Raw genomic sequence first — 19,095 nt, 5'->3', positions numbered from 1 at the left:
GCATTCGCCGCCCTCCGATCAGAACCCGATCGCCGGTCCGCTCCACGTCCCGTCTCTCGGTCGCGCCCGGCCCATCGCTTCGGCGACTGGGCACCAGCCTTCGCAGGCGTTACGCCCCGCGCGGCCCCTCCACAGGTTCAGCAACCCCTTGCAGCGGGCGTAAAGATGAAAGAAACGCAGCACCGCGCGGCACTCGGCCGAACTCGGGCGATGCGCGGCGCACACCAGCTTGTCGTCGGTCATGCCGCGGTCCCTCAGGATCACCGCGCCCCACGCTCTCGTCACGACCCGGCTGCCGAGCGGCAGGCGCGGTCCGAGCACGAGCGCGTCGAGCAGATCCCCTTCGCACCCGATGTAGGCCGGCACCGAGCCGTAATTGAAAGGGCATGGCAGCGGCGAGATGAAATCGACGTGACCCGTCGAGCCGCGTTTGACGAAGCTGCCTTTCGGAATCTCGATCAGGACTTCAAACTCCGGCGGCTCCTGATCGAAGAAAGAAGGACTCGAAGTTGCGTCGTTCATTGCAGAAGCCTACGCCTTTCCGGCGTGCCGCGACGGACAAGGGTATATTTCGTCCTCGGCCGAGAGCCCGGACTACCGGGCGTCGCGGCTTTTTCGCCGTTTCGCGCGCTTCGCCCGGAAACGGCCCTCATACACACCGCAATACCCTCGGCAATATCCACGGATTTCATGCCCCTACCCGCCATCGACCCCGCCGAATACGCGTCGCAGCTCGCGGACAAAGTGACACAGTTCAAACACGCTTTCGCCCCCTTTGCCGTCCCCGAGCCAACGGTCTTCCCCTCCGCGCCGCTGCACTATCGGCTGCGCGCCGAATTCCGCATGTGGCACGATGGCGAGCGCGTCGATTATGCAATGTTCGACCCGGCCGAGCCGAAGCAGCCGATCGCGATCGAGCAGTTCGACATCGCCGCCGAGCCGATCTGCGCGGCAATGCCGCGGCTGCGCGAACGGCTGCAGGCCAGCGAAACCCTGAAGCGCCGGCTGTTCCAGGTCGAGTTTCTCGCCACCCTCCGCGGCGAACTGATGATCAGCCTGATCTACCACCGGCCGCTCGACGAAAGCTGGGAAGGGGCAGCCCGCGAACTCGCGGCCGAACTCGGCGTGCAACTCATTGGACGCAGCCGCAAGCAGAAGATCGTGCTGGACCGAGACTGGGTGCTGGAACAGTTCGGGCTCGACGGGCGCCAGCTCCGATACAAGCAGATCGAAGGCAGCTTCACGCAACCCAACGGCGGCGTAAACCGGCAGATGCTCGGCTGGGCATGCGAACAGGCGCGCGGAGCCGGCGGCGACCTGCTCGAGCTGTATTGCGGCAACGGCAACTTTACCGTCGCGCTGGCACCGCTGTTCGATCGGGTGCTTGCCACCGAAGTCAGCAAGACGTCGGTCGAAGCTGCACACTACAACCTCGCCGCGAACGACATCGGCAATGTCGCGATGGTGCGCATGTCGAGCGACGAGATCAGCGCCGCGCTCGCCCGCACGCGCGAATTCCGGCGCATGAAGGACGTGGACCTCGACAGCTATCGGTTCTCGACGCTGTTCGTCGACCCGCCGCGCAGCGGGCTGGACGCGCCGACGATCGAGCTCGCGCGCGGTTTCGACCGTATCCTGTATATCTCCTGCAACCCGCATACGCTGCAGGAAAACGTCGCTGCGCTGCAGGGGACGCACGGCATCGCAGCCGCGGCGGTGTTCGACCAGTTTCCCTACACCCGGCATCTCGAGTGCGGGTTGCTGCTGACGCGGCGCGCAGGCGTCAGATGAAGCGGGCCGCGGGCGGCATGGACCGGCAATAGGGAACGGTTTCGATCTTGACCGAACGCTATGCGCTGATCGCCGCCTGGGTCCTTGCGGCGGCGTCCCTTTTCCTGGTGCTGCGCCTGGACCTGTTGCCGGCGCTGCTAACCGGGCTGCTGGTTCACGAACTGGTCCATCTGCTCGCCCCACGGCTGCCGAAGCAGCTCTCGGGGCGGCGAAGCAAACCAGCCGCGCTGGTGCTGGTCGTTGGGGTGGCCACGATCGTGGTCGTGGCGATGGTTCTGGGCGTGGTCGCTTTTTTCCGCAGCGACGCGGGTGATCTCGCGAACCTGCTCACCCGCATGGCGACGATCATCGAAGGGCTGCGCGAATCGGTGCCGCCGTGGGTCGTCGACCACTTTCCGAACGGCGTCGATCCGATCAAGGAAGCGATATCGCGCTGGCTGCGGGAACATGCGATCGAAGTCGGAGGGGTGGGCAAGGAAGCGGGCGTCGTCATGGCCCACATCGTCGTCGGCCTGATCATCGGCGCCATGGTTTCGCTGCACGAGCTGCAAGCCGGCCAGGAATATGCGCCGCTCGCCCGCGCGCTGAGCGAGCGTGCCGGACGGCTCGCCGACGCTTTCCGCCGCATCGTCTTCGCGCAAGTGAAGATCTCGGCGATCAATGCCTTCTTCACCGCGCTGTATCTGCTGGCCGTGCTGCCGCTGCTCGGCGTGCAACTGCCGTTGGTCAAGACGATGATCGCGGTGACGTTCATCGCCGGCCTGCTGCCGATCATCGGCAACCTGATCTCGAACACCGTCATCATCGTCGTCAGCTTCGCCCATTCGCCGCAGGTCGCTCTCGGTTCGCTGGCATTCCTGGTCAGCGTGCACAAGGCGGAATATTTCCTCAACGCCCGGATAGTCGGCGGCGAGATCCGCGCCAAGGCGTGGGAGCTGCTGTTGGCGATGCTCGTGATGGAGGCCGCTTTCGGCCTGCCGGGCGTCGTCGCGGCGCCGATCTTCTACGCCTACCTCAAGGACGAACTGCGCGCCCGCGGGCTCGTTTGACTTGTACGCGGCACCTGTCACGATAACCCCCGAATTAACCCCGAATTCCACCCACCACTGCAAAGGACCTGCTTTCCCATGTTCGAGCACGTCGACGCCTATCCCGGCGACCCCATCCTCTCCCTCGTCGAAACTTTCCACCGCGACCCGCGCCCGCAGAAAGTGAACCTCGGCATCGGGCTCTACTACGACGAAGACGGCCGCATCCCGCTGCTCGGCTCGGTCGAGAAGGCCGAGGCGGCGCTGGCGGCGAATCCGGGCCCGCGCCCCTATCTGCCGATGGAAGGGGCGGCCGACTTTCGCGCCGCCGTGCAGAAACTCCTGTTCGGCGCGGACAGCGCGGCGCTGCGAGCCGGGCGCATCGCGACGATCCAGACCATCGGAGGCTCGGGCGCATTGAAGGTCGGCGCCGACCTGCTCAAACGGTATTTTCCGGCGAGCGAAGTGTGGGTCAGCGACCCGACCTGGGACAACCATCGTTCGATCTTCGAGGGCGCCGGCATCGAAGTGCACGACTACCCGTACTACGACGCGGCGAGCGGCGGCGTGCGCTTTAACGAGATGCTCGCGACGCTGCAGTCGCTGCCCGCGCAGAGCATCGTGCTGCTGCATCCGTGCTGCCATAACCCGACCGGCGTCGACCTGTCCAAAGCACAGTGGCAGGAAGTGATCGCGGTGGCGGCGTCGCGCCGGCTGATCCCGTTCCTCGACATCGCCTACCAGGGCTTCGGCGACAACCTCGACGACGACGCCTACGCGATCCGCGCGATGGCCGACGCCGGCGTGAGTTTCTTCGTCAGCAACTCGTTCTCGAAGAACCTGTCGTTCTACGGCGAGCGCTGCGGCGGCCTGTCGGTCGTGTGCAAGGATGCCGACGAAGCCGAACGCGTGCTCGGCCAGCTGAAATTCACCGTGCGCCGCAACTACTCGAGCCCGCCCGTACATGGCGGCCGGGTCGCCGCCGCGGTCATGAACGATGCCGGACTGCACGAGGAATGGGTCGTCGAGGTGCGCGGGATGCGCGAGCGCATCAAGGCGATGCGCCAGAAGCTCTACGAAGTGCTGAGCAGCACGTTGCCGGGGCGCGATTTCAGCTACTTCGTCAAGCAGCGCGGCATGTTCAGCTACACCGGGCTGACGCCGGGGCAGGTCGATCGCCTGCGCGAGGAGTTCGCCGTGTACGTCGTGCAGTCCGGCCGCATGTGCGTCGCCGGCCTCAACCGGGGTAACGTCGATTACGTCGCGAAAGCGATGGCCACCGTGCTGCAGGAGCCGGGCACCGCCGCTGCCTGACCCTTCCGCGCACCGCGTGCGGACGCAGCGGCGCTCGTCGCCGCGCCGCGCGCTATGATTCCATTCGGGCCGATCAACCTGCCCGGGAGGGATCCGACATGCGCGCGATGGTTCTCGACGCTCCCGACACGCCCTTGCGGCTGGCCGAGCTTCCGGTGCCGCAGCCGGGTGTCGGGGAAATTCTGCTGCGGGTCGAAGCGTGCGGGGTCTGCCGCACCGACCTGCATCTCGTCGACGGCGAACTCCCCGAGCCGCGGCTGCCGGTCATTCCCGGCCACGAGATCGTCGGGCGGGTCGTCGCGCTGGGCGCCGGGGCGAGCGGTTTCGCGCCCGGCCAGCGTGTCGGCGTACCTTGGCTTGGCCGGACTTGCGGCCATTGCGGATACTGCGCCGAGGGCCGCGAAAATCTCTGCGACGACGCGCGCTTCACCGGTTACCAGCTGCCCGGCGGCTACGCCGAATACACCGTCGCCGACCAGCGCTTCTGCTTTGCGCTGCCGGACTCGCAACCCGCTGCCGAACTCGCGCCGCTGCTGTGCGCGGGGCTGATCGGCTATCGCGCACTGAGCATGGCAGGCAGCGCGCAACGCATCGGCATCTATGGTTTCGGCGCCGCAGCGCATATCCTGGCGCAGCTGCTCGCCCATCAGCGCCGGCCGTTCTACGCTTTCACGCGCCCCGGTGACGACGCGAGTCAGGCGTTCGCGAGAGAGCTCGGCGCCACCTGGGCAGGCGCCGCAGGCGAGAACGCGCCCGACGCACTCGACGCGGCGCTGATCTTCGCCCCCGCAGGCGAACTCGTGCCGGCGGCGCTGCGCCAGCTGAGAAAAGGCGGCACGGTCATCTGCGCCGGCATCCACATGAGCGACATCCCGTCGTTTCCGTACGAGATCCTGTGGGGCGAGCGCGTCATCCGCTCGGTTGCGAACCTGACGCGTGAAGACGGCAGGCGTTTTCTCGAGATCGCCGCCGCAGCGCCAATCCGTACGCATATCGAACATTTTCCGCTGGAACGCGCGAACGACGCGCTGCTCGCGCTGCGTCGCGGGCAGATACAGGGCGCGGTCGTTCTCGTGCCCGACTGAAATCCCCGCCGACCGCCCTGCAGGACCGAGGCGCGACGACACGATCGGCTCCGTCTCCATTCCGGCCTCGCCACCCCGAAGGCGCTCATCGCCAGCGGCCTTCTGCGCCCGGAAACTTCGCGAGGTGATTGCAACGCGCGATTGCAGTTCAGGTTTTGTTCATGTTCATGCGTTTAGATTCCGTCCGTGCCCCGACCGGGGTACGCCAACCGAATCAGGACGCGCATATGAAAAAGCTGCTCGCATCGACCGTCATTGCCCTTTCCGCCACCGCCGCGATCGCCGGCCCGACCTGCAACGTGCCGCAGGAACAGTGGATGAAGGAATCCGACTTCAAGGCCCGCCTCGAAGCCCAGGGCTACCAGATCAAGACCTTCAAGGTGACCAAGGGCAAGTGCTACGAAATCTACGGTTTCGACAAGGACGGCAAGAAGGTCGAGATCTACTTCGACCCGGCCACGGCAGCCGTACTTGAAACCAAGCGCTGAACGACGCGCTTTTCACGGCATGCCGAGCGGGCTCTCTCGGGGAGCCTGGCTACCTATCGCTGAGAGGACGACGATGAGAGATCCCGATCCTGCCAGGGCGATTCGCGTCTGGGATCCGTTTGTGCGGGTGTTCCACTGGACACTGGCGTCCTGCGTATTCCTGAACTTCTTCGTCATCGACGACGGCGAGATACTCCACGAGTGGATCGGCTATGTCGCCAGCGGGCTCGTCGGCGCCCGCATCGTGTGGGGATTCGTCGGTTCGCGACACGCGCGCTTTGCCGACTTCCTTCCGACCGCTGCCGGCATCCGCGAACACCTGCGCAGGATGATTCGGGGCGAGCCGGACTTTCACGCCGGCCACAACCCCCTGGGCGCAGTCATGATGCTCGTGCTGATGGCGCTGGTGCTGGGCCTCGGCGTTACCGGTTTCATGCAGACCCTGGACGCTTTCTGGGGCGAAGAGTGGCTGCAGGAACTCCACGCAACGCTGGCCTCGACGCTGATCGGCCTGGCCGGACTGCACGCCGCGGCCGCTGTCTTGATGAGCCACCGCGAACGCACGAATCTCATCGGGGCGATGCTGACGGGAGTCAAAGTCCGTTCCCAAGCGAGTCGGCGGCGATGATGACACGCTCCATCTCGGCGCCGGGCCATCCCATCCCCGAGCAGCAGCTTCACCGGGCACCCACGCTCGGCTCCCATCTCGCATTCATGGCGCTGTCCGCAATCGCATTGTTGCTGATGTTCACCGCGCTGCGCATTGCGCTGCTCATCTACAACCGGGCGTTGATCGGCGACACGCCGATCGCACCCTTCGTCGAAGCGTTCCTGACCGGCCTGCGATTCGACCTGCGGCTCGTCGTGTACCTCTGCGCACCGCTGATCCTGGCGATGGCGGCCGGGCGGGCGATGGCAGCGCGAAGCGCGCACAGGGCCTGGCTGACGGCGGCGGCGAGCGTTTCGCTGTTCCTCGGCGTGATCGAACTCGACTTCTACCGGGAATTCCACCAGCGCCTCAACAGCCTGGTCTTCCAGTACCTGCGTGAAGATCCGGCGACTGTGCTCAGCATGTTGTGGCACGGCTTCCCAGTGCTGCGCTACCTGGCGGCCTGGCTGCTGGCAAGCTGGGGGTTGTTCCGGCTCTTCGCCGTCATCGACCGGCTGACCGCGCCCCGGCGCGATGATTCCCGCAGCGCACGCCGTTTCGATGCGGGCCCGCGCTGGCTTGCACTGGTGCTGTGCCTGGCGGTTTCGGTCGTTGCCGCGCGCGGCACGCTGCGCCAGGGACCGCCGCTGCGCTGGGGCGACGCCTACACGACCGACTCGATGTTCGCGAACCAGCTCGGGCTCAACGGCACTCTCACTCTCGTCGCCGCGGCGAAGAGCCGATTCCTCGAGTCCGGCGACAAGATGTGGAAAGCTTCGATGCCGCAGCACGAAGCGACCCGGATCGTGCGCAGCATGTTGCTGACCCCGGGCGACCGCCTCGTCGATGCAGAGAGCGCGAACATCCGCCGCGACGTCACTCCGCCCGCCGCCGGCACGTTGCCGATCCGCAACGTCGTCGTGATCCTGCTCGAGAGCTTCGCCGGGCATTACGTCGGCGCGCTCGGCAGCAAGGATGGAATCACGCCGCAATTCGACCGGCTCGCGCGCGAAGGCGTGCTGTTCACGCGCTTCTTCTCGAATGGCACGCACACCCATCAGGGCATGTTCGCGACGATGGCGTGCTTCCCGAACCTGCCGGGCTTCGAATACCTGATGCAGATGCCGGAAGGGGGACACCGTTTTTCCGGTCTCCCGCAGCTGCTGCGGGCGCGCGAGTTCAACGACGTCTATGTGTATAACGGCGATTTCGCGTGGGACAACCAGTCCGGCTTTTTCGGCAACCAGGGCATGACGCGCTTCATCGGCCGCAATGACTTCATCGACCCCGTGGTTTCGGACCCGACCTGGGGCGTGTCGGACCAGGACATGTTCGACCGCGCGGCCGAGGAACTGCAGAAGGATTCCGGCGGCAAGCCGTTCTACGCGCTGCTGCAAACGTTGTCGAACCATACGCCGTACGCGTTGCCGCAGACGCTGCCCGTCGAGCCGGTCACCGGCCACGGTCCGCTCGACGATCATCTGACCGCAATGCGCTATTCGGACTGGGCGCTCGGGCAGTTCTTCGAGAAAGCGCGCAAGTCGGAATATTTCCGCGACACCTTGTTCGTCATTGTCGGCGACCACGGCTTCGGCGCCGACGAACAGATCACCGAGATGGACCTGCACCGCTTCAATGTTCCGCTGTTGCTGATCGGACCCGGCATCCAGCAGGCTTTCGGCACGCGGCACGATTCCGTCGGAACGCAGATCGACATCGTTCCAACGATCATGGGACGCTTCGGCGGCGAGGTGCGTCACCAGTGCTGGGGACGCGATCTGCTCAACCTGCCGGCAGGAGACGAAGGCATCGGCGTCATCAAACCGTCGGGGAGCGACCAGACGATCGCGATCCTCAGGGGAAGCCGCATCCTCGTCGAACCGAAGGGCATGTCGCCGCGGCTCTATGATTACCGGCTCGGCGACGCCCCCGGCAGCACGCGGGTGAACAATGCCGCGGACGAAGCGCAGCTGCGCGGCATGTTGCATGCATTCGTGCAGACTGCCACGCAGAGCCTGCTCGGAAACACCGCGGGCGTAGCGGCGCAAAGCCGGTGAGCCTGCGGCAGCCGGGCCGGGCCGATGCAAAATTTGGATAAACTAATACCCACGCTCGAAGTCTGGATATTTTCTTGCGAAAAACTGCCCCATCCCGGCCGCAATGTCGGCCGCGCCTTCGCCGGCAGCTGCGCCCACCGGCTGGCGGGGCAACAACCTGTGGCAACAATCGAGTCACCCCATGCACGATAACGTTTATGTTTCCGTCCTTATTCCTGCAAGGAACGAAGCCGGCAACCTTGCGCCGCTCCTCGAAGAAGTGCGCAGCGCGCTCGCCGGCGAAGCCTACGAGGTCATCGTCGTCGATGACGGCAGCACTGACGGCAGCGCGTCCGAGCTGCGGGCGCTGAAAAGCGCTGGCTTCCCCCAGTTGCGCATCCTCAGCCATCCCCGCTCGCTCGGGCAAAGCACATCGCTCTACCACGCAGTGCTCGCTGCGCACGGCCACTGGCTCGTGACGCTCGACGGCGACGGCCAGAACGACCCGGCGGACATTTCCGGGATGCTCGCGCTGGTGCGCGGCACCGAAGGTCGGCCGGACGGCATCAAGCTGGTGGCAGGCCACCGCGTCACTCGCCGCGACACGGCCAGCAAGCGCTGGGCATCGCGCTTCGCCAACGGGCTGCGCAGCAGGCTGCTGAAGGATGCGACGCCCGATACCGGCTGCGGCCTCAAGCTCATCGAACGGGAAGCGTTCCTGCGCCTGCCTTATTTCGATCACATGCATCGTTTCCTGCCAGCGCTGATCCAGCGCCACCGCGGGCGAACGATCGTTCACCCCGTCAATCACCGGCCGCGCAGAACCGGCACGTCCAAATACGGAAACCTCGACCGGGCGCTGGTCGGCATCCTCGACCTGTTCGGCGTGTGGTGGTTGATCAGGCGCACCCGCCTGGATACGGTCGCGACCGAAACGGAGGGCTGAGATGGGCAAGGAAACACTCTGGCTGGTGATCGGCTTCGCCGGCCAGCTGACGTTCACGGGCCGCTTCGCGCTGCAGTGGCTGTACAGCGAATACAAGAAACGCAGCCTCATTCCGGTCGGCTTCTGGTATTTGAGCCTCATCGGCAGTGCGCTGCTGCTGGCTTACGCGATCCACCGTGAAGATCCGGTGTTCATCGTCGGGCAGTCGTTCGGCTTCATCATCTACCTGCGCAACCTGCAGCTGATCGCCCGGCAAAAAGAGCAGGAAACTTGAGCGGTGCGCAACGCTATTTCGTCACGCATCGAGCTCATCGGCCTGATGCTGCTGGCGCTGCTGATGGTCGGCGCCGGACTCGGCTTGCGACAGCCGCTGAACGTCGATGAAGAGCGCTTTCTCGGCGTCGCGCTGGAAATGCTGCAGGACGGCTCGTGGTTCATTCCGCATCGCGCCGCCGAAATCTATCCGGACAAACCGCCGCTGTTCATGTGGACGGTGGCGCTGTTCGTTCAGCTCACCGGCTCGCCGGTGGTCGCGCTGTTCCTCCCGGCGCTGCTCGCCGGGGTGGTCGCGACAGCGTGCCTGTACGATCTCGGGCGGCGCCTGTGGCATCGGCGCATCGGGATCATCGCCGCACTGCTGTTTCTCGCGAGCTACCAGACTTACAGCATCCTGAGGGCCGGGCAGATCGACGGTTTCCTGTGCCTGTGGATCGTCCTCGCCGTGTACGGCCTCGTGCGGCATCTCATGCTCGGCCCGGCGTGGGGGTGGTTTTACGTCGCGTGTGCCGCGATGGGATTCGGCGTCATTAGCAAGGGCGTCGGCTTCCTGCCGGCCCTGATGCTGATTCCGTACGCCTGGGCCGTGCATGCCGGCTGGTCAGGCGTCACCCGCATGCCTGGCGAGGGTGTGCGCTGGTCCCTCGGCCTCGCCGCGACGCTGGCGGCGATATCGCTGTGGCTGTTGCCGCTGGTCGTCATGGTGTTGCTGCAGGCGGACGCCGACAGTCTCGCGTACGTGAAAGAGATCCTGCTGCGACAAACCGCCGAGCGCTACACGAAGGCCTGGGCGCACCAGGAGCCGTTCTGGTATTTTTTTGCCGAAGTGATCCCGAAGTACTGGCTGCCGATCGTGCCGGCACTGCCGTGGCTCATCCCGGCATGGCGGCGCCAGCTGGCGAAGCGGGACGGTCGCACGCTGGTGCTGCTAGGCTGGGTGGCGCTGGTGCTGCTGTTCTTCTGCCTGAGCAGCGGCAAGCGCAAGCTGTACATCTACCCGGCGTTGCCCGGCCTGGTGCTGGCGGTCGCGCCCCTCGTGCCGTGGCTGCTGCGCCGCTGGTTTGCCGGCCGCCCGCGTGCGCGAAAGCTCTTTCTCGGCGCGGCCCTGCTCTGGTTCGTCGCCTGGTTCGTGGAAGGTTTCATCGAACCGGTCCGCGACGGCCTCAATCCCCACGAGGGCATCATGCGCCAGGCGGCCGAACTGACGGGCGGAGCGGAACTGGCACTGATCGACTGGCGCGAAGGGCACTGGTTGTTCGCGCGCCAACCGATCGTGCATTTCGGCTTTCAGTCGGAGGTCACGGTGGATCATGCCGCAAGTTGGCTGCGAAGCCATCCGCAATCGTTCGCGCTCGTTCCGCTGCCGGATCTGGCACGGTGCTTCCGGGAGGACAAGGCGCGCAGGCTCGGCGAGACTTCCCGCGCCGATTGGTTTCTGGTCGGATCGGACGCGGATAACGGGCGATGCGGCGGCAAGCCGCCAGCCAGGGTGTACCGATTCACCTGGCACTCGCCGTTGCAGTAAGCGCCTGAAGGGATCCGGCTCAGCGGGGAACCCAAAGAGTTCAGGAAGCACCGAGCGCTGTTTTCGGCAGCGCCCTGCTGGGGTTACGCGCTGCCGGACTCTGTCCCACCGTTCGCGCGTGGGGGTCGCAAGCCGGCGTCATCGGCCGACGGCGCTTCGTCGATGTCGGCCGGAGCTTCGCCAGCGCCGGCTTTAGCGGCGAGCTTCTGCCGGCGTTTTTCTTCCTGCCGGCTTTTCTTCGCCAGATCCCGCTGGCGCTTTTCGAACTGGTAATTTGGTTTTGCCAAGAGATTCCCTTTGGTTCGGCCAAGCCGATTGAAACGAGGTGGACGCGGGCCCGCGATCGAGCCTCCATCCGCCGACTATGCCACAACCGCCCCGCCTGCGCTCGGCCGTACGGGTTTCATACCGTCTCTGCTGCCGTTCCCGCGGCGTGACGAAACGGCAAGGATCGTTCCGCGTTTGGTCCACCGCAACAGGCAGGGGATAATCGCCGCCGGCAATTCTTCCCTCGAGAATCGATTGCTTCACCCCGAAATTCGACAGCATCCGGAGGCAACAACATGGCACAGGTGAAGTTTTTCAGCGGAGAACAGGTTCCGCTGGAAATGCACAAGGTACGCATCGTACAGAAGCTGAACCTTCCACCGGTGGAACACCGGCTCAAGGCGATCACCGAAGCAGGCAACAACACTTTCCTGCTGCAGAACAAGGACGTCTTCATGGACATGCTCACCGACAGCGGTGTCAATGCCATGAGCGATCAACAGCAGGCCGCGATGCTGATCGCCGACGACAGCTACGCCGGCAGCGCGACCTACACCCGCCTCGAAAGCAAGCTCCAGGAAATCTTCGGCCTGCCCTATTTCCTGCCCGCCCACCAGGGGCGCGCGTGCGAGAACATCCTGTCGCAGGTGCTGGTATCGCCGGGCTCCATCGTGCCGATGAACTACCACTTCACGACCACCAAGGCGCACATCACGCTGAACGGCGGCATCGTCGAAGAGCTGATCTCGGATGCCGGCCTCGAAGTCGTCAGCGTGCATCCCTTCAAGGGCAACATGGACATCGCCAAGCTGTCGGCGATCATCGAAGGGCACGGCTCCAGCAAGATTGCGTTCGTCCGCATGGAAGCGGGCACGAACCTCATCGGCGGCCAGCCGTTCTCGCTCGAGAACCTCGCCGACGTTCGCCGGGTGTGCGACAAGCACGACGTCCTGCTCGTGCTCGATGCGAGCCTGCTTGCGGACAACCTCCACTTCATCAAGAACCGCGAGGAAAGCTGCAACGATCTGAGCATTCGCGAGATCACGCGCAAAATGGCGGACCTATGCGACGTCATCTACTTCTCGGCCCGCAAGCTCGGCTGCGCACGCGGCGGCGGCATCTGCATCAGGACCGAGGAGCTGTACCGCAGGATGCGCGGGTTGGTCCCGCTGTATGAAGGCTTCCTCACGTACGGCGGCATGTCGGTGCGCGAGATGGAAGCGCTGACGGTCGGCCTCGACGAAACGATGGACGAGGACGTGATCAACCAGGGGCCGCAGTTCATCAGCTTCATGGTCGACGAGCTGCAAAAACGCGGTGTTCCGGTCATCACGCCGGCCGGCGGCCTCGGTTGCCACATCAACGTCATGCAGTTCCTCGAGCACGTCCCGCAGGCGCAATACCCTGCCGGCGCACTCGCCTCGGCACTGTATATCGCCAGCGGCATACGCGGCATGGAGCGCGGCACGCTCTCCGAGCAGCGCGACCCCGACGGCAACGAAGTTTTCGCCAACATGGAACTGGTCCGGCTGGCGTTGCCGCGCCGGGTATTCACGCTGTCGCAGGTCAAATACGCGATCGACCGGATCTCGTGGGTGTACGAAAACCGCCACCTCATCGGCGGCCTCGTGTTCACCGAAGAGCCTGAAATCCTGCGTTTCTTCTATGGCCGGCTGAAGCCCGTTTCGGATTGGCAGCAAAAGCTGTTCGAGAAATTCCGCGAGGATTTCGGCGACAGCCTGTAGGACTGGGCCCAGTAACCGGCGGCCGTGCGGAAAAGGGTGGCGGCCGCCGCAGCGGCCTCGCCGGCCGGACGCCGCCTGTTCTCGAGCGGCCATTTGAGCTTCAGGACCAGCCGCGGAACCACTGCGCGGCGAAAACGATCCCGACGACGAGCGCCGTCGCGGCGGCCACGAGCACCGCGCCTGCCGCGATGTCCTTGCATGCGCCGATCTCCGGATGCCGTTCGGGATGAAGGTGATCGGCCAGCGTCTCGAGCGCGGTGTTGACGAGTTCGGTCACCATGACGAAACCCGCCGTCAGCGCAAGCACCATCCACCAGACGAGCGGCGGACGGGCCACCAGCAACACGCACAGCATCGCCCCGCCCGCCAGGACATGCGCGCGGAAGCTCTTCTCGCGGCTGATCGCCAGCTGCAGGCCGTGCAGCGCGAAACCGAGGCGTTCGCGGAACCCACGGCCTTTCACGCGCGCTCCCCGTTGCGGATTTTCACGAGCTCCGCCGCACCCCACCATCCCAGCGCCCACGCCGCGCCGGCGGCCCACCCGGCGAGAACGTCGGTCGGCCAGTGGACCCCCAGATAGATCCGGCTGAGGCCGACGATCACGGTCAGCGCCAGCGCGATCGACATCACATAGAGCTTGAGCCGGCGCCGCGGCACCAGTCGCGCCAGCAAGGCTCCGAGCGTCAGATACACGACCGCCGAGAGCATCGCATGCCCGCTCGGAAAGCTTGCCGAGATGACGAAGTCTCCGTGCGGAAAAATATCCGGCCGGGGCCGGGAGAAAGCGCCCTTCAGCAAGACGGAAGCCAGCGTCCCGCTGCTGGTGCCGAGCAGCACGAACATCGCCGTGCGGTGCCGCCTGGCCAGGAGGAGGAAGACCGTCACCGCCGCAACCACCAGCCCCAGCACGGTGAAGCTGCCCAGCGCCGTGATATCCCTCGCGGCCGCCTCGATCCACGGCGGGCCCAACGGGGCCTGCGCGTCGCCGGGCGGACGCAGCGCCATCAGGATCGCGTTGTCGAACGCGTGCGTATCCCCTTCGACGACATCTTCCGCGACCTCGATGAAGATCCACAGCGCGGACGTCACGGCAGCGACTATGCCGAGTATCCGCGGCTCCAGCCAATTCCGAAGAAAACGCAAAATGCTGCCTCCGACGAACCACCTGCCGTTCCTGCCGGTTCGGTTCCTTCTGGATCCGCGCTGCCGCGGCGTTCAGACGCTGCTGCGGCGCAAGGCGTTGAGCAGGATCGCGATCGTGCTGCCGTTGTGCAGCATCGCAGTGGTGATCGGCGACAGCAGCCCGGCTGCAGCTGCAGCGAGAATGCCCGTGTTGAGTCCCACCGTCAGGCGATAGTTGGAACCGATGAGCGCCATCGTGCCGTTCGCCAAGGCCTTCGCGTCGGCCACGCAGGCGATGTCGTCCTCGAGCAGCGCCACGTCGGCGGTCAGGCGCGCAATATCCGCACCTTTTTGCATTGCAATGCCGACATGGGCACCGGCGAGCGCCGGAGCGTCGTTGATGCCGTCGCCGATAAAGGCGATGCGCGCGCCTTGCCGCGAAAATTCTTCGACGATCCGCGCCTTGTCCTCCGGCAGCAACTCGGCATGGCAGCCATCGAGCCCGAGATGCTCGGCAAGTTCTTCGGCCCGCTCGCGGTGGTCGCCGGTGAGCATCAGGATCCGCTTGGCGCCCAACTCGCGCAGCCGGAGAATGGTCGCCGCGCTGTTGGCGCGCACTTCGTCCTTCAGCGCCAGCACGCCGAGGAACCTGCCGCCGAAGCCGATGTAGAGCAGCGTCTTGCCTTCCTCGTAAAGCCGGTCGACGGTCTCGAGATGTGCCGAAATGTCGATCCCTTCGTCATCGGCGACGAAATGCCGCGAGCCGATGACGATGCGCTGGCCATCGATGACGCTTGCGACGCCGTGGGCGACGATGAACTGCACTTCCTGGTGATCGAAATGCTGCCCGTGTATCGCGCGCGCTGCGGTGACGACCGCGTGCGCCAGCGGATGGACGTAGTGCTCCTCGACCGAAGCCGCGAGGCACAGCAGGTCTTCCGCAGTGTAGGTGCTGTCGAACGCGATCGAATCGGTCACGGCGAGCGTGCCTGCGGTCAGCGTGCCGGTCTTGTCGAAGATGAAGGTGTCGGCATCGGCGAGACGCTCGAGGGCGCTGCCCCCCTTGACGAGGATTCCGGCACGCCCCGCGCCGTACATCGCCGACTTGAAAGCGACCGGCGTTGCGAGCTTGAGCGCGCAGGAATAGTCGGCCTGCAGCACCGACGCGGCCCGACGCCAGTCGCCCGAAATAAAATACGTGGCACCGGCCAGCCCCAGCACGATCGGCACGAGGCGGTCGGCAAGGCGCGCGGCGTCGAGTTGTGCCGCGCTTTTCGCCGTCAGCGACTGTTCGACGTAGTCGGCGATGCGCGCAGCGGCCGTGCGGCTGCCGACCTGTTCCGCATACACTCTCAGGCGGCCCTCTTCGACCAGCGTCCCGGAAAGAACCGCGTCGCCCCGCCCCTTCGCTACCGCGGCGCTCTCGCCCGTCATCGTCGCTTCATTGACGGTGGCTTCGCCTCCCAGCACAGTGCCGTCAACGGGAACGACAGCGCCGTCCGCGACGATCACCGTATCGCCGACCGCAACTTCACCGGCCGCAACCAACACTTCCTGCCCGCCGCGCTCGATCCAGACCTCGTCGCTTGCCGGACGCAAAAGGTGTTTGAGCAGATCGTCCGAACGACGGGCGATCGAAATCTCGAGGTATTCCCCCAACGCCAGCATGAAAGTGGTCGTATTGGCGGCCGTATAGTCACCGCGCGCGAGCGAGATCGATACCGCCATCGCCTCCAGCACATGCGACGAAATGCCGTTGGCGACGAGGTCCTCCAGCGCATGCCTGAGCAGGGGCGCGGCCGCCCCGAGCGTCACCGGAAGCTGCAGCGGCTGCGGCAGAAAACGCGTGATGGCCAGTGTCGCCAGACTCGCGACCATCGACGCCGGTCCGCCTTCTTCGACAACGGCCGATCCCCGTACCGCCGCAAGCGGGGCAGACAAGGCCCCAAGCGCTGCACGCAAGGTCTCGAGTTCGACCTCCTTGTCATCGAAATGCAGCACCAGCGAACGGGCCGCGCGATTGACTCGCGCTTCGAGCACGCCGGGGATGTTTTCGGCGGCCCGCTCGATCGTCCTGGCATCGGTCGGCGTGCCCGTCCGGCAGCGGTAGCGAAAGCGCGCGCGCCCGCGCGTGCGATGGACGAGTTCGAGCGTGCCGAACCACGGACCCGAAGTCATGCGTCGCCGCGGCGCTCCGCTTCTGCTTCGGCCTTGAGGTCGGCCATCTGCTCCTTCATCTCCTCCAAGCCGCCGACCACGTTCGAATAGAGTTTGATGCCGGTCTTCACCAGTTTGGCGCGCAGTTCCTCGTCACTGAGCACGTACGCGGCCGCAGCCCCGATTACCGCTCCCATCAGGAACTGTTCGTACTGGCCCGACTTGAGCCGGCCGGGAAGCCCCCGCAGGAAATCCTCGTCGACCAGTCCGGCGCCGAAACCACCCGCATGATGGCCCTGCGCGCCGAAACCGCTGTAATGCGGGTGTTCACCCCAGGATCCGCCGGCGTAAGCCGCGGCCTTGTCGCGGTGCTTCGCCTTCTTATGCTTTTTCTTGCCCAAGAGCCTTCTCCTTGTTGTCTTTGCGCGCAGGTTTGCGCAACAGGTAATCGACAGCGATTACCGCGGCCGCGCCGCCGGTGACAGCCACTACGGCCGTCCGGTAATCGCGACGCTGCAGGGCGCCTGCTGCCGTCCCGCCTGCCGCGAGGGCGATTCCGCCTTGCAGTGCCTGACGCAGGATGGCTTTGCCGGCATTCGGCGCCGTGGCGCTTGCCGCCCCACTCGGCAGCGCTGCGAGGAGGCCGGTGGCGACGAACCCGCGGACAAAATTCGCCGACGCGGGATCTGTGGCGGGGGCCGGATAGGGGCGCAGCCGCCGCTTCACGGCTTGTCCTCGTCGGGCTTCTCGGTTTGCGCGCGTTGACCGGCGGACTCGGCCCTACCGGATGCGGGCTTGCGCCGGCGACGCGGAGCAGCCTTCGACTCCGGCTTCACTTTCGACTCCGCCGGGGTTGGCGCCGCTTGCACCTGGGCTGCCGTTTCGAGCGGCGGTTCGGCGTCTGTGGCGAGCTTCGCGCGCAAGTGGGCCGACGAATGTTCGATCGCGCTAAGACTCGACACAGTCGCCTCCCGCAGGCGCTCCTGGGCTTTGTCGAGCGTGGCGCGGGTCTTGCCCGCCTTGAGCAGCCGGATGCCCAAGGCACCGGTCACCAGGCCGACGGCGAATGGAAGCAAGGGGTACATGTCATCCCTCCTTTTCTTGTTGGTTGCGTTTACGCTTGTCCTTGACGAACAGAACGCCTGCCCCGCCCGCGACGAGCCCGGCGATCATGGCCGGGCGAGTGTTGCGCAGGAGCGGGCCGACGACGCCGATGGCGTGGTGCTGGCTCCCGAGCACGGCGAAGGTTTTCTCGAGAAAATCGGCGAATAGACCATGCTGGATATACGCTTGTTCGGGTGCCACGCCCTGTCGCGCATGAAGCGCTTCCTGCCGCAGCGCATCGGTCACGGCGCGTTGCAGCATCGGCAAATGACGTTCCAGTGCGCTCGCCTGCAAACGCTGGAAGGTCCGGCGGACTTGCGGCTCGGCGATTCCCGTCAGGAGCGATTCGTAAAGGCGCACCCGCCCGATCTCGCCGGCCACGGCCCGCTCGCAGTTGGCGCGCCAGTCGGGCGCCAACGCGGTTTCGAGAGGAAAGGGATCGAGCGGGAGCGGCACGCCGAAGCGCCGTGCGAGCGTTGAAAGGGTCGCCGTGTGCTTCTCTTCCGATTTGGCGAGATCGGCGAATGGAGCGCGCGGGCCGAACGCCTCGACCATCTTCGTGTAAAAGGCCCGTGCTGCATAGGCGTCGTAGAGCGCAATGCGCAGCCCCTGCTGCAGCGGCGCAAATGGCGCAGCGGGGTCGATTCGCCGGCTGCGCAAGATCGCTTCGTCGTAGTTACGCACCAAGCAGCTCCCGATGCTTGGTCACCAGTATGTCCAGCAGTGTTTCCGCCGCGGTCGAGCGCACGCCGCCCAACAGATCCGGCCAGGCGGCGGCCGGGATCGTGCTCGTGTCGTATTCGATCGTGCAGGAGCGGGCCAGAATATTGAGCTTGACCGAATGCACGCCGGAGATGCTATCGAGCGCACGCCCGAAGCGTTTTGCGTCGCCGATTGCCGCGAGCCGAGCCGAGTCCAGATCGCCCTCGAGCTTGAGCCGTATGCGTCCCGGGATGTGGTGCGCGATACGCAGGTAGCCGGTGAAGCGTTGCAGTTGATCGAATTCGTCCATGGGGGATTCCAACACGGTATTTCGAGCTATTTCAACAAGTGGCGCCGGTGCACGGCCATGTGAATCGCAAGCAGCGCCGTGAACAAGCCTCCGGTGGCCGCGTGCAGGTGCTTGTTCCCGACCGCCGCCAGCGCAAGCGACGCCCCGAGACTACCGAGCATGCCAATCTTCGAGTAGGTATTGAGGCGCCGCGCAATGGCGCGCCTCGAACCGAGCTTCCAGCGCCCGGGGGAAGCCGGCTGCACCGCGTTCGGCGCTTCCCGCACGGTCTCCGGGACTTCTCCCAGCACCTTCCCGGCCGCGGTCGTCACCTGCGCTTCCATCGTCGCCCTGTCGATCCGGGCGGCGTCGTAGCGCATCAACAGGCTGCCGGCGTTGATGCTCCCTTCGACGGCCAGAGCCCCGTCGAGATCCTCCAGCAGCGCTTGCAGGCGAGCATGCCGATCGGGTTCACGCAATGCCCGATTGCGTAGCCGCAGCCGGCCCGGTATCGAGGAAACGATGCAATTCATGCGAGTCAACTGTGTCGATATTTCGAACATTATGCTCG

The 19,095-nt window shown here is 65.5% G+C and carries 22 protein-coding genes; 11 read left to right on the top strand and 11 right to left on the bottom strand.

The genetic code is table 11. From position 1 onward, the window contains the following. Positions 1-18: 18 nt before the first annotated feature. Positions 19-522 carry an inorganic diphosphatase gene (locus GO608_RS14940; protein ID WP_169198196.1) on the bottom strand — a complete coding sequence of 168 codons (504 nt, stop codon included), beginning with the start codon at positions 520-522 and terminating at the stop codon, positions 19-21. Positions 523-690: 168 nt separating this feature from the next. On the opposite strand from GO608_RS14940, the gene trmA reads away from it, so the two are divergent. The 10 genes from trmA to GO608_RS14890 all read left to right on the top strand — a co-directional run bounded on the left by trmA (position 691) and on the right by GO608_RS14890 (position 11,138). Beyond that, positions 691-1,791 (top strand): tRNA (uridine(54)-C5)-methyltransferase TrmA, encoded by a 1,101-nt coding sequence (gene trmA, locus GO608_RS14935; protein ID WP_169198197.1) that lies wholly within the window; start codon positions 691-693, stop codon positions 1,789-1,791. 47 nt (positions 1,792-1,838) lie between these two features. After that, complete coding sequence (locus GO608_RS14930) at positions 1,839-2,840, top strand: AI-2E family transporter (RefSeq protein WP_211159336.1); 1,002 nt, start codon at positions 1,839-1,841, stop codon at positions 2,838-2,840. Positions 2,841-2,918: 78 nt separating this feature from the next. After that, positions 2,919-4,133 carry an amino acid aminotransferase gene (locus GO608_RS14925; protein WP_169198198.1) on the top strand — a complete coding sequence of 405 codons (1,215 nt, stop codon included), beginning with the start codon at positions 2,919-2,921 and terminating at the stop codon, positions 4,131-4,133. 98 nt (positions 4,134-4,231) lie between these two features. Further along, complete coding sequence (locus GO608_RS14920; protein ID WP_169198199.1) at positions 4,232-5,218, top strand: zinc-dependent alcohol dehydrogenase family protein; 987 nt, start codon at positions 4,232-4,234, stop codon at positions 5,216-5,218. 227 nt (positions 5,219-5,445) lie between these two features. After that, entirely contained in the window at positions 5,446-5,706 is a 261-nt protein-coding gene (locus GO608_RS14915; RefSeq protein WP_169198200.1) for a PepSY domain-containing protein, read from the top strand. Between the two features lie 73 nt (positions 5,707-5,779). Then, a complete protein-coding gene (locus GO608_RS14910) occupies positions 5,780-6,334 on the top strand; it encodes a cytochrome b/b6 domain-containing protein (protein WP_169198201.1) in 555 nt (184 codons plus the stop codon). Continuing rightward, positions 6,331-8,412, top strand: coding sequence for an LTA synthase family protein (locus GO608_RS14905; protein WP_247003178.1), 2,082 nt, complete (start codon positions 6,331-6,333; stop codon positions 8,410-8,412). Before GO608_RS14910 ends, GO608_RS14905 begins: the two co-directional genes overlap by 4 nt. A 181-nt stretch (positions 8,413-8,593) precedes the next feature. After that, positions 8,594-9,337: a glycosyltransferase family 2 protein gene (locus GO608_RS14900; protein WP_169198202.1), complete on the top strand. Its 744-nt coding sequence runs from the start codon at positions 8,594-8,596 to the stop codon at positions 9,335-9,337. 1 nt (position 9,338) lies between these two features. Next, complete coding sequence (locus GO608_RS14895) at positions 9,339-9,611, top strand: lipid-A-disaccharide synthase N-terminal domain-containing protein (protein ID WP_169198203.1); 273 nt, start codon at positions 9,339-9,341, stop codon at positions 9,609-9,611. 3 nt (positions 9,612-9,614) lie between these two features. After that, complete coding sequence (locus GO608_RS14890; protein ID WP_247003176.1) at positions 9,615-11,138, top strand: ArnT family glycosyltransferase; 1,524 nt, start codon at positions 9,615-9,617, stop codon at positions 11,136-11,138. An 83-nt stretch (positions 11,139-11,221) separates the two neighbouring features. On the opposite strand, the gene GO608_RS14885 is transcribed toward GO608_RS14890, so the two are convergent. Continuing rightward, positions 11,222-11,425 (bottom strand): hypothetical protein, encoded by a 204-nt coding sequence (locus GO608_RS14885; RefSeq protein WP_169198204.1) that lies wholly within the window; start codon positions 11,423-11,425, stop codon positions 11,222-11,224. A gap of 276 nt (positions 11,426-11,701) precedes the next feature. Between GO608_RS14885 and GO608_RS14880 the strand changes: the two genes are divergently transcribed. Continuing rightward, on the top strand, positions 11,702-13,150 hold the full coding sequence (locus GO608_RS14880; protein WP_169198205.1) for a tryptophanase: 1,449 nt from the start codon (positions 11,702-11,704) through the stop codon (positions 13,148-13,150). Positions 13,151-13,250: 100 nt separating this feature from the next. Here GO608_RS14880 and GO608_RS14875 read toward each other — a convergent pair whose 3' ends face one another. From GO608_RS14875 to GO608_RS14835, 9 genes are all read right to left on the bottom strand, one after another. Then, positions 13,251-13,613, bottom strand: a complete 363-nt coding sequence (locus tag GO608_RS14875) for a diacylglycerol kinase (protein ID WP_169198206.1) — start codon at positions 13,611-13,613, stop codon at positions 13,251-13,253. After that, complete coding sequence (locus GO608_RS14870) at positions 13,610-14,239, bottom strand: phosphatase PAP2 family protein (RefSeq protein WP_247003174.1); 630 nt, start codon at positions 14,237-14,239, stop codon at positions 13,610-13,612. Before GO608_RS14870 ends, GO608_RS14875 begins: the two co-directional genes overlap by 4 nt. Before the next feature lie 126 nt (positions 14,240-14,365). After that, positions 14,366-16,450, bottom strand: coding sequence for a heavy metal translocating P-type ATPase (locus GO608_RS14865; protein WP_169198208.1), 2,085 nt, complete (start codon positions 16,448-16,450; stop codon positions 14,366-14,368). Beyond that, entirely contained in the window at positions 16,447-16,830 is a 384-nt protein-coding gene (locus tag GO608_RS14860; protein ID WP_211159338.1) for a YtxH domain-containing protein, read from the bottom strand. The genes GO608_RS14865 and GO608_RS14860 overlap by 4 nt, the downstream gene beginning before the upstream one ends. Then, positions 16,811-17,155: a hypothetical protein gene (locus tag GO608_RS14855; RefSeq protein ID WP_169198209.1), complete on the bottom strand. Its 345-nt coding sequence runs from the start codon at positions 17,153-17,155 to the stop codon at positions 16,811-16,813. Before GO608_RS14855 ends, GO608_RS14860 begins: the two co-directional genes overlap by 20 nt. After that, the gene (locus GO608_RS14850; RefSeq protein WP_169198134.1) at positions 17,152-17,514 is read right to left on the bottom strand and encodes a hypothetical protein; all 363 of its coding nucleotides are present in this window, start codon (positions 17,512-17,514) and stop codon (positions 17,152-17,154) included. Before GO608_RS14850 ends, GO608_RS14855 begins: the two co-directional genes overlap by 4 nt. Before the next feature lies 1 nt (position 17,515). Next, positions 17,516-18,217, bottom strand: a complete 702-nt coding sequence (locus tag GO608_RS14845) for a ferritin-like domain-containing protein (protein ID WP_169198210.1) — start codon at positions 18,215-18,217, stop codon at positions 17,516-17,518. After that, complete coding sequence (locus tag GO608_RS14840) at positions 18,210-18,545, bottom strand: HMA2 domain-containing protein (RefSeq protein WP_053419716.1); 336 nt, start codon at positions 18,543-18,545, stop codon at positions 18,210-18,212. The genes GO608_RS14845 and GO608_RS14840 overlap by 8 nt, the downstream gene beginning before the upstream one ends. Positions 18,546-18,571: 26 nt before the next feature. Further along, the gene (locus tag GO608_RS14835) at positions 18,572-19,057 is read right to left on the bottom strand and encodes an HMA2 domain-containing protein (protein ID WP_169198211.1); all 486 of its coding nucleotides are present in this window, start codon (positions 19,055-19,057) and stop codon (positions 18,572-18,574) included. Positions 19,058-19,095 lie beyond the last annotated feature (38 nt).

It is taken from the genome of Aromatoleum buckelii (assembly GCF_012910785.2).
GTDB classification, from domain to species: domain Bacteria; phylum Pseudomonadota; class Gammaproteobacteria; order Burkholderiales; family Rhodocyclaceae; genus Aromatoleum; species Aromatoleum buckelii.
The sequence above is the reverse complement of the archived record's forward strand: the minus strand, read 5'-3'. Positions and strand labels throughout refer to the sequence as shown.

Coding starts and splice junctions, on each gene's coding strand:
- GO608_RS14920 (WP_169198199.1), top strand. CDS start 4,232: ATGCGCGCGATGGTTCTCGACGCTCCCGACACGCCCTTGCGGCTGGCC.
- GO608_RS14910 (WP_169198201.1), top strand. CDS start 5,780: ATGAGAGATCCCGATCCTGCCAGGGCGATTCGCGTCTGGGATCCGTTT.
- GO608_RS14840 (WP_053419716.1), bottom strand. CDS start 18,545: ATGGACGAATTCGATCAACTGCAACGCTTCACCGGCTACCTGCGTATC.
- GO608_RS14850 (WP_169198134.1), bottom strand. CDS start 17,514: ATGTACCCCTTGCTTCCATTCGCCGTCGGCCTGGTGACCGGTGCCTTG.
- trmA (WP_169198197.1), top strand. CDS start 691: ATGCCCCTACCCGCCATCGACCCCGCCGAATACGCGTCGCAGCTCGCG.
- GO608_RS14915 (WP_169198200.1), top strand. CDS start 5,446: ATGAAAAAGCTGCTCGCATCGACCGTCATTGCCCTTTCCGCCACCGCC.
- GO608_RS14905 (WP_247003178.1), top strand. CDS start 6,331: ATGATGACACGCTCCATCTCGGCGCCGGGCCATCCCATCCCCGAGCAG.
- GO608_RS14895 (WP_169198203.1), top strand. CDS start 9,339: ATGGGCAAGGAAACACTCTGGCTGGTGATCGGCTTCGCCGGCCAGCTG.
- GO608_RS14865 (WP_169198208.1), bottom strand. CDS start 16,450: ATGACTTCGGGTCCGTGGTTCGGCACGCTCGAACTCGTCCATCGCACG.
- GO608_RS14940 (WP_169198196.1), bottom strand. CDS start 522: ATGAACGACGCAACTTCGAGTCCTTCTTTCTTCGATCAGGAGCCGCCG.
- GO608_RS14900 (WP_169198202.1), top strand. CDS start 8,594: ATGCACGATAACGTTTATGTTTCCGTCCTTATTCCTGCAAGGAACGAA.
- GO608_RS14880 (WP_169198205.1), top strand. CDS start 11,702: ATGGCACAGGTGAAGTTTTTCAGCGGAGAACAGGTTCCGCTGGAAATG.
- GO608_RS14835 (WP_169198211.1), bottom strand. CDS start 19,057: ATGAATTGCATCGTTTCCTCGATACCGGGCCGGCTGCGGCTACGCAAT.
- GO608_RS14925 (WP_169198198.1), top strand. CDS start 2,919: ATGTTCGAGCACGTCGACGCCTATCCCGGCGACCCCATCCTCTCCCTC.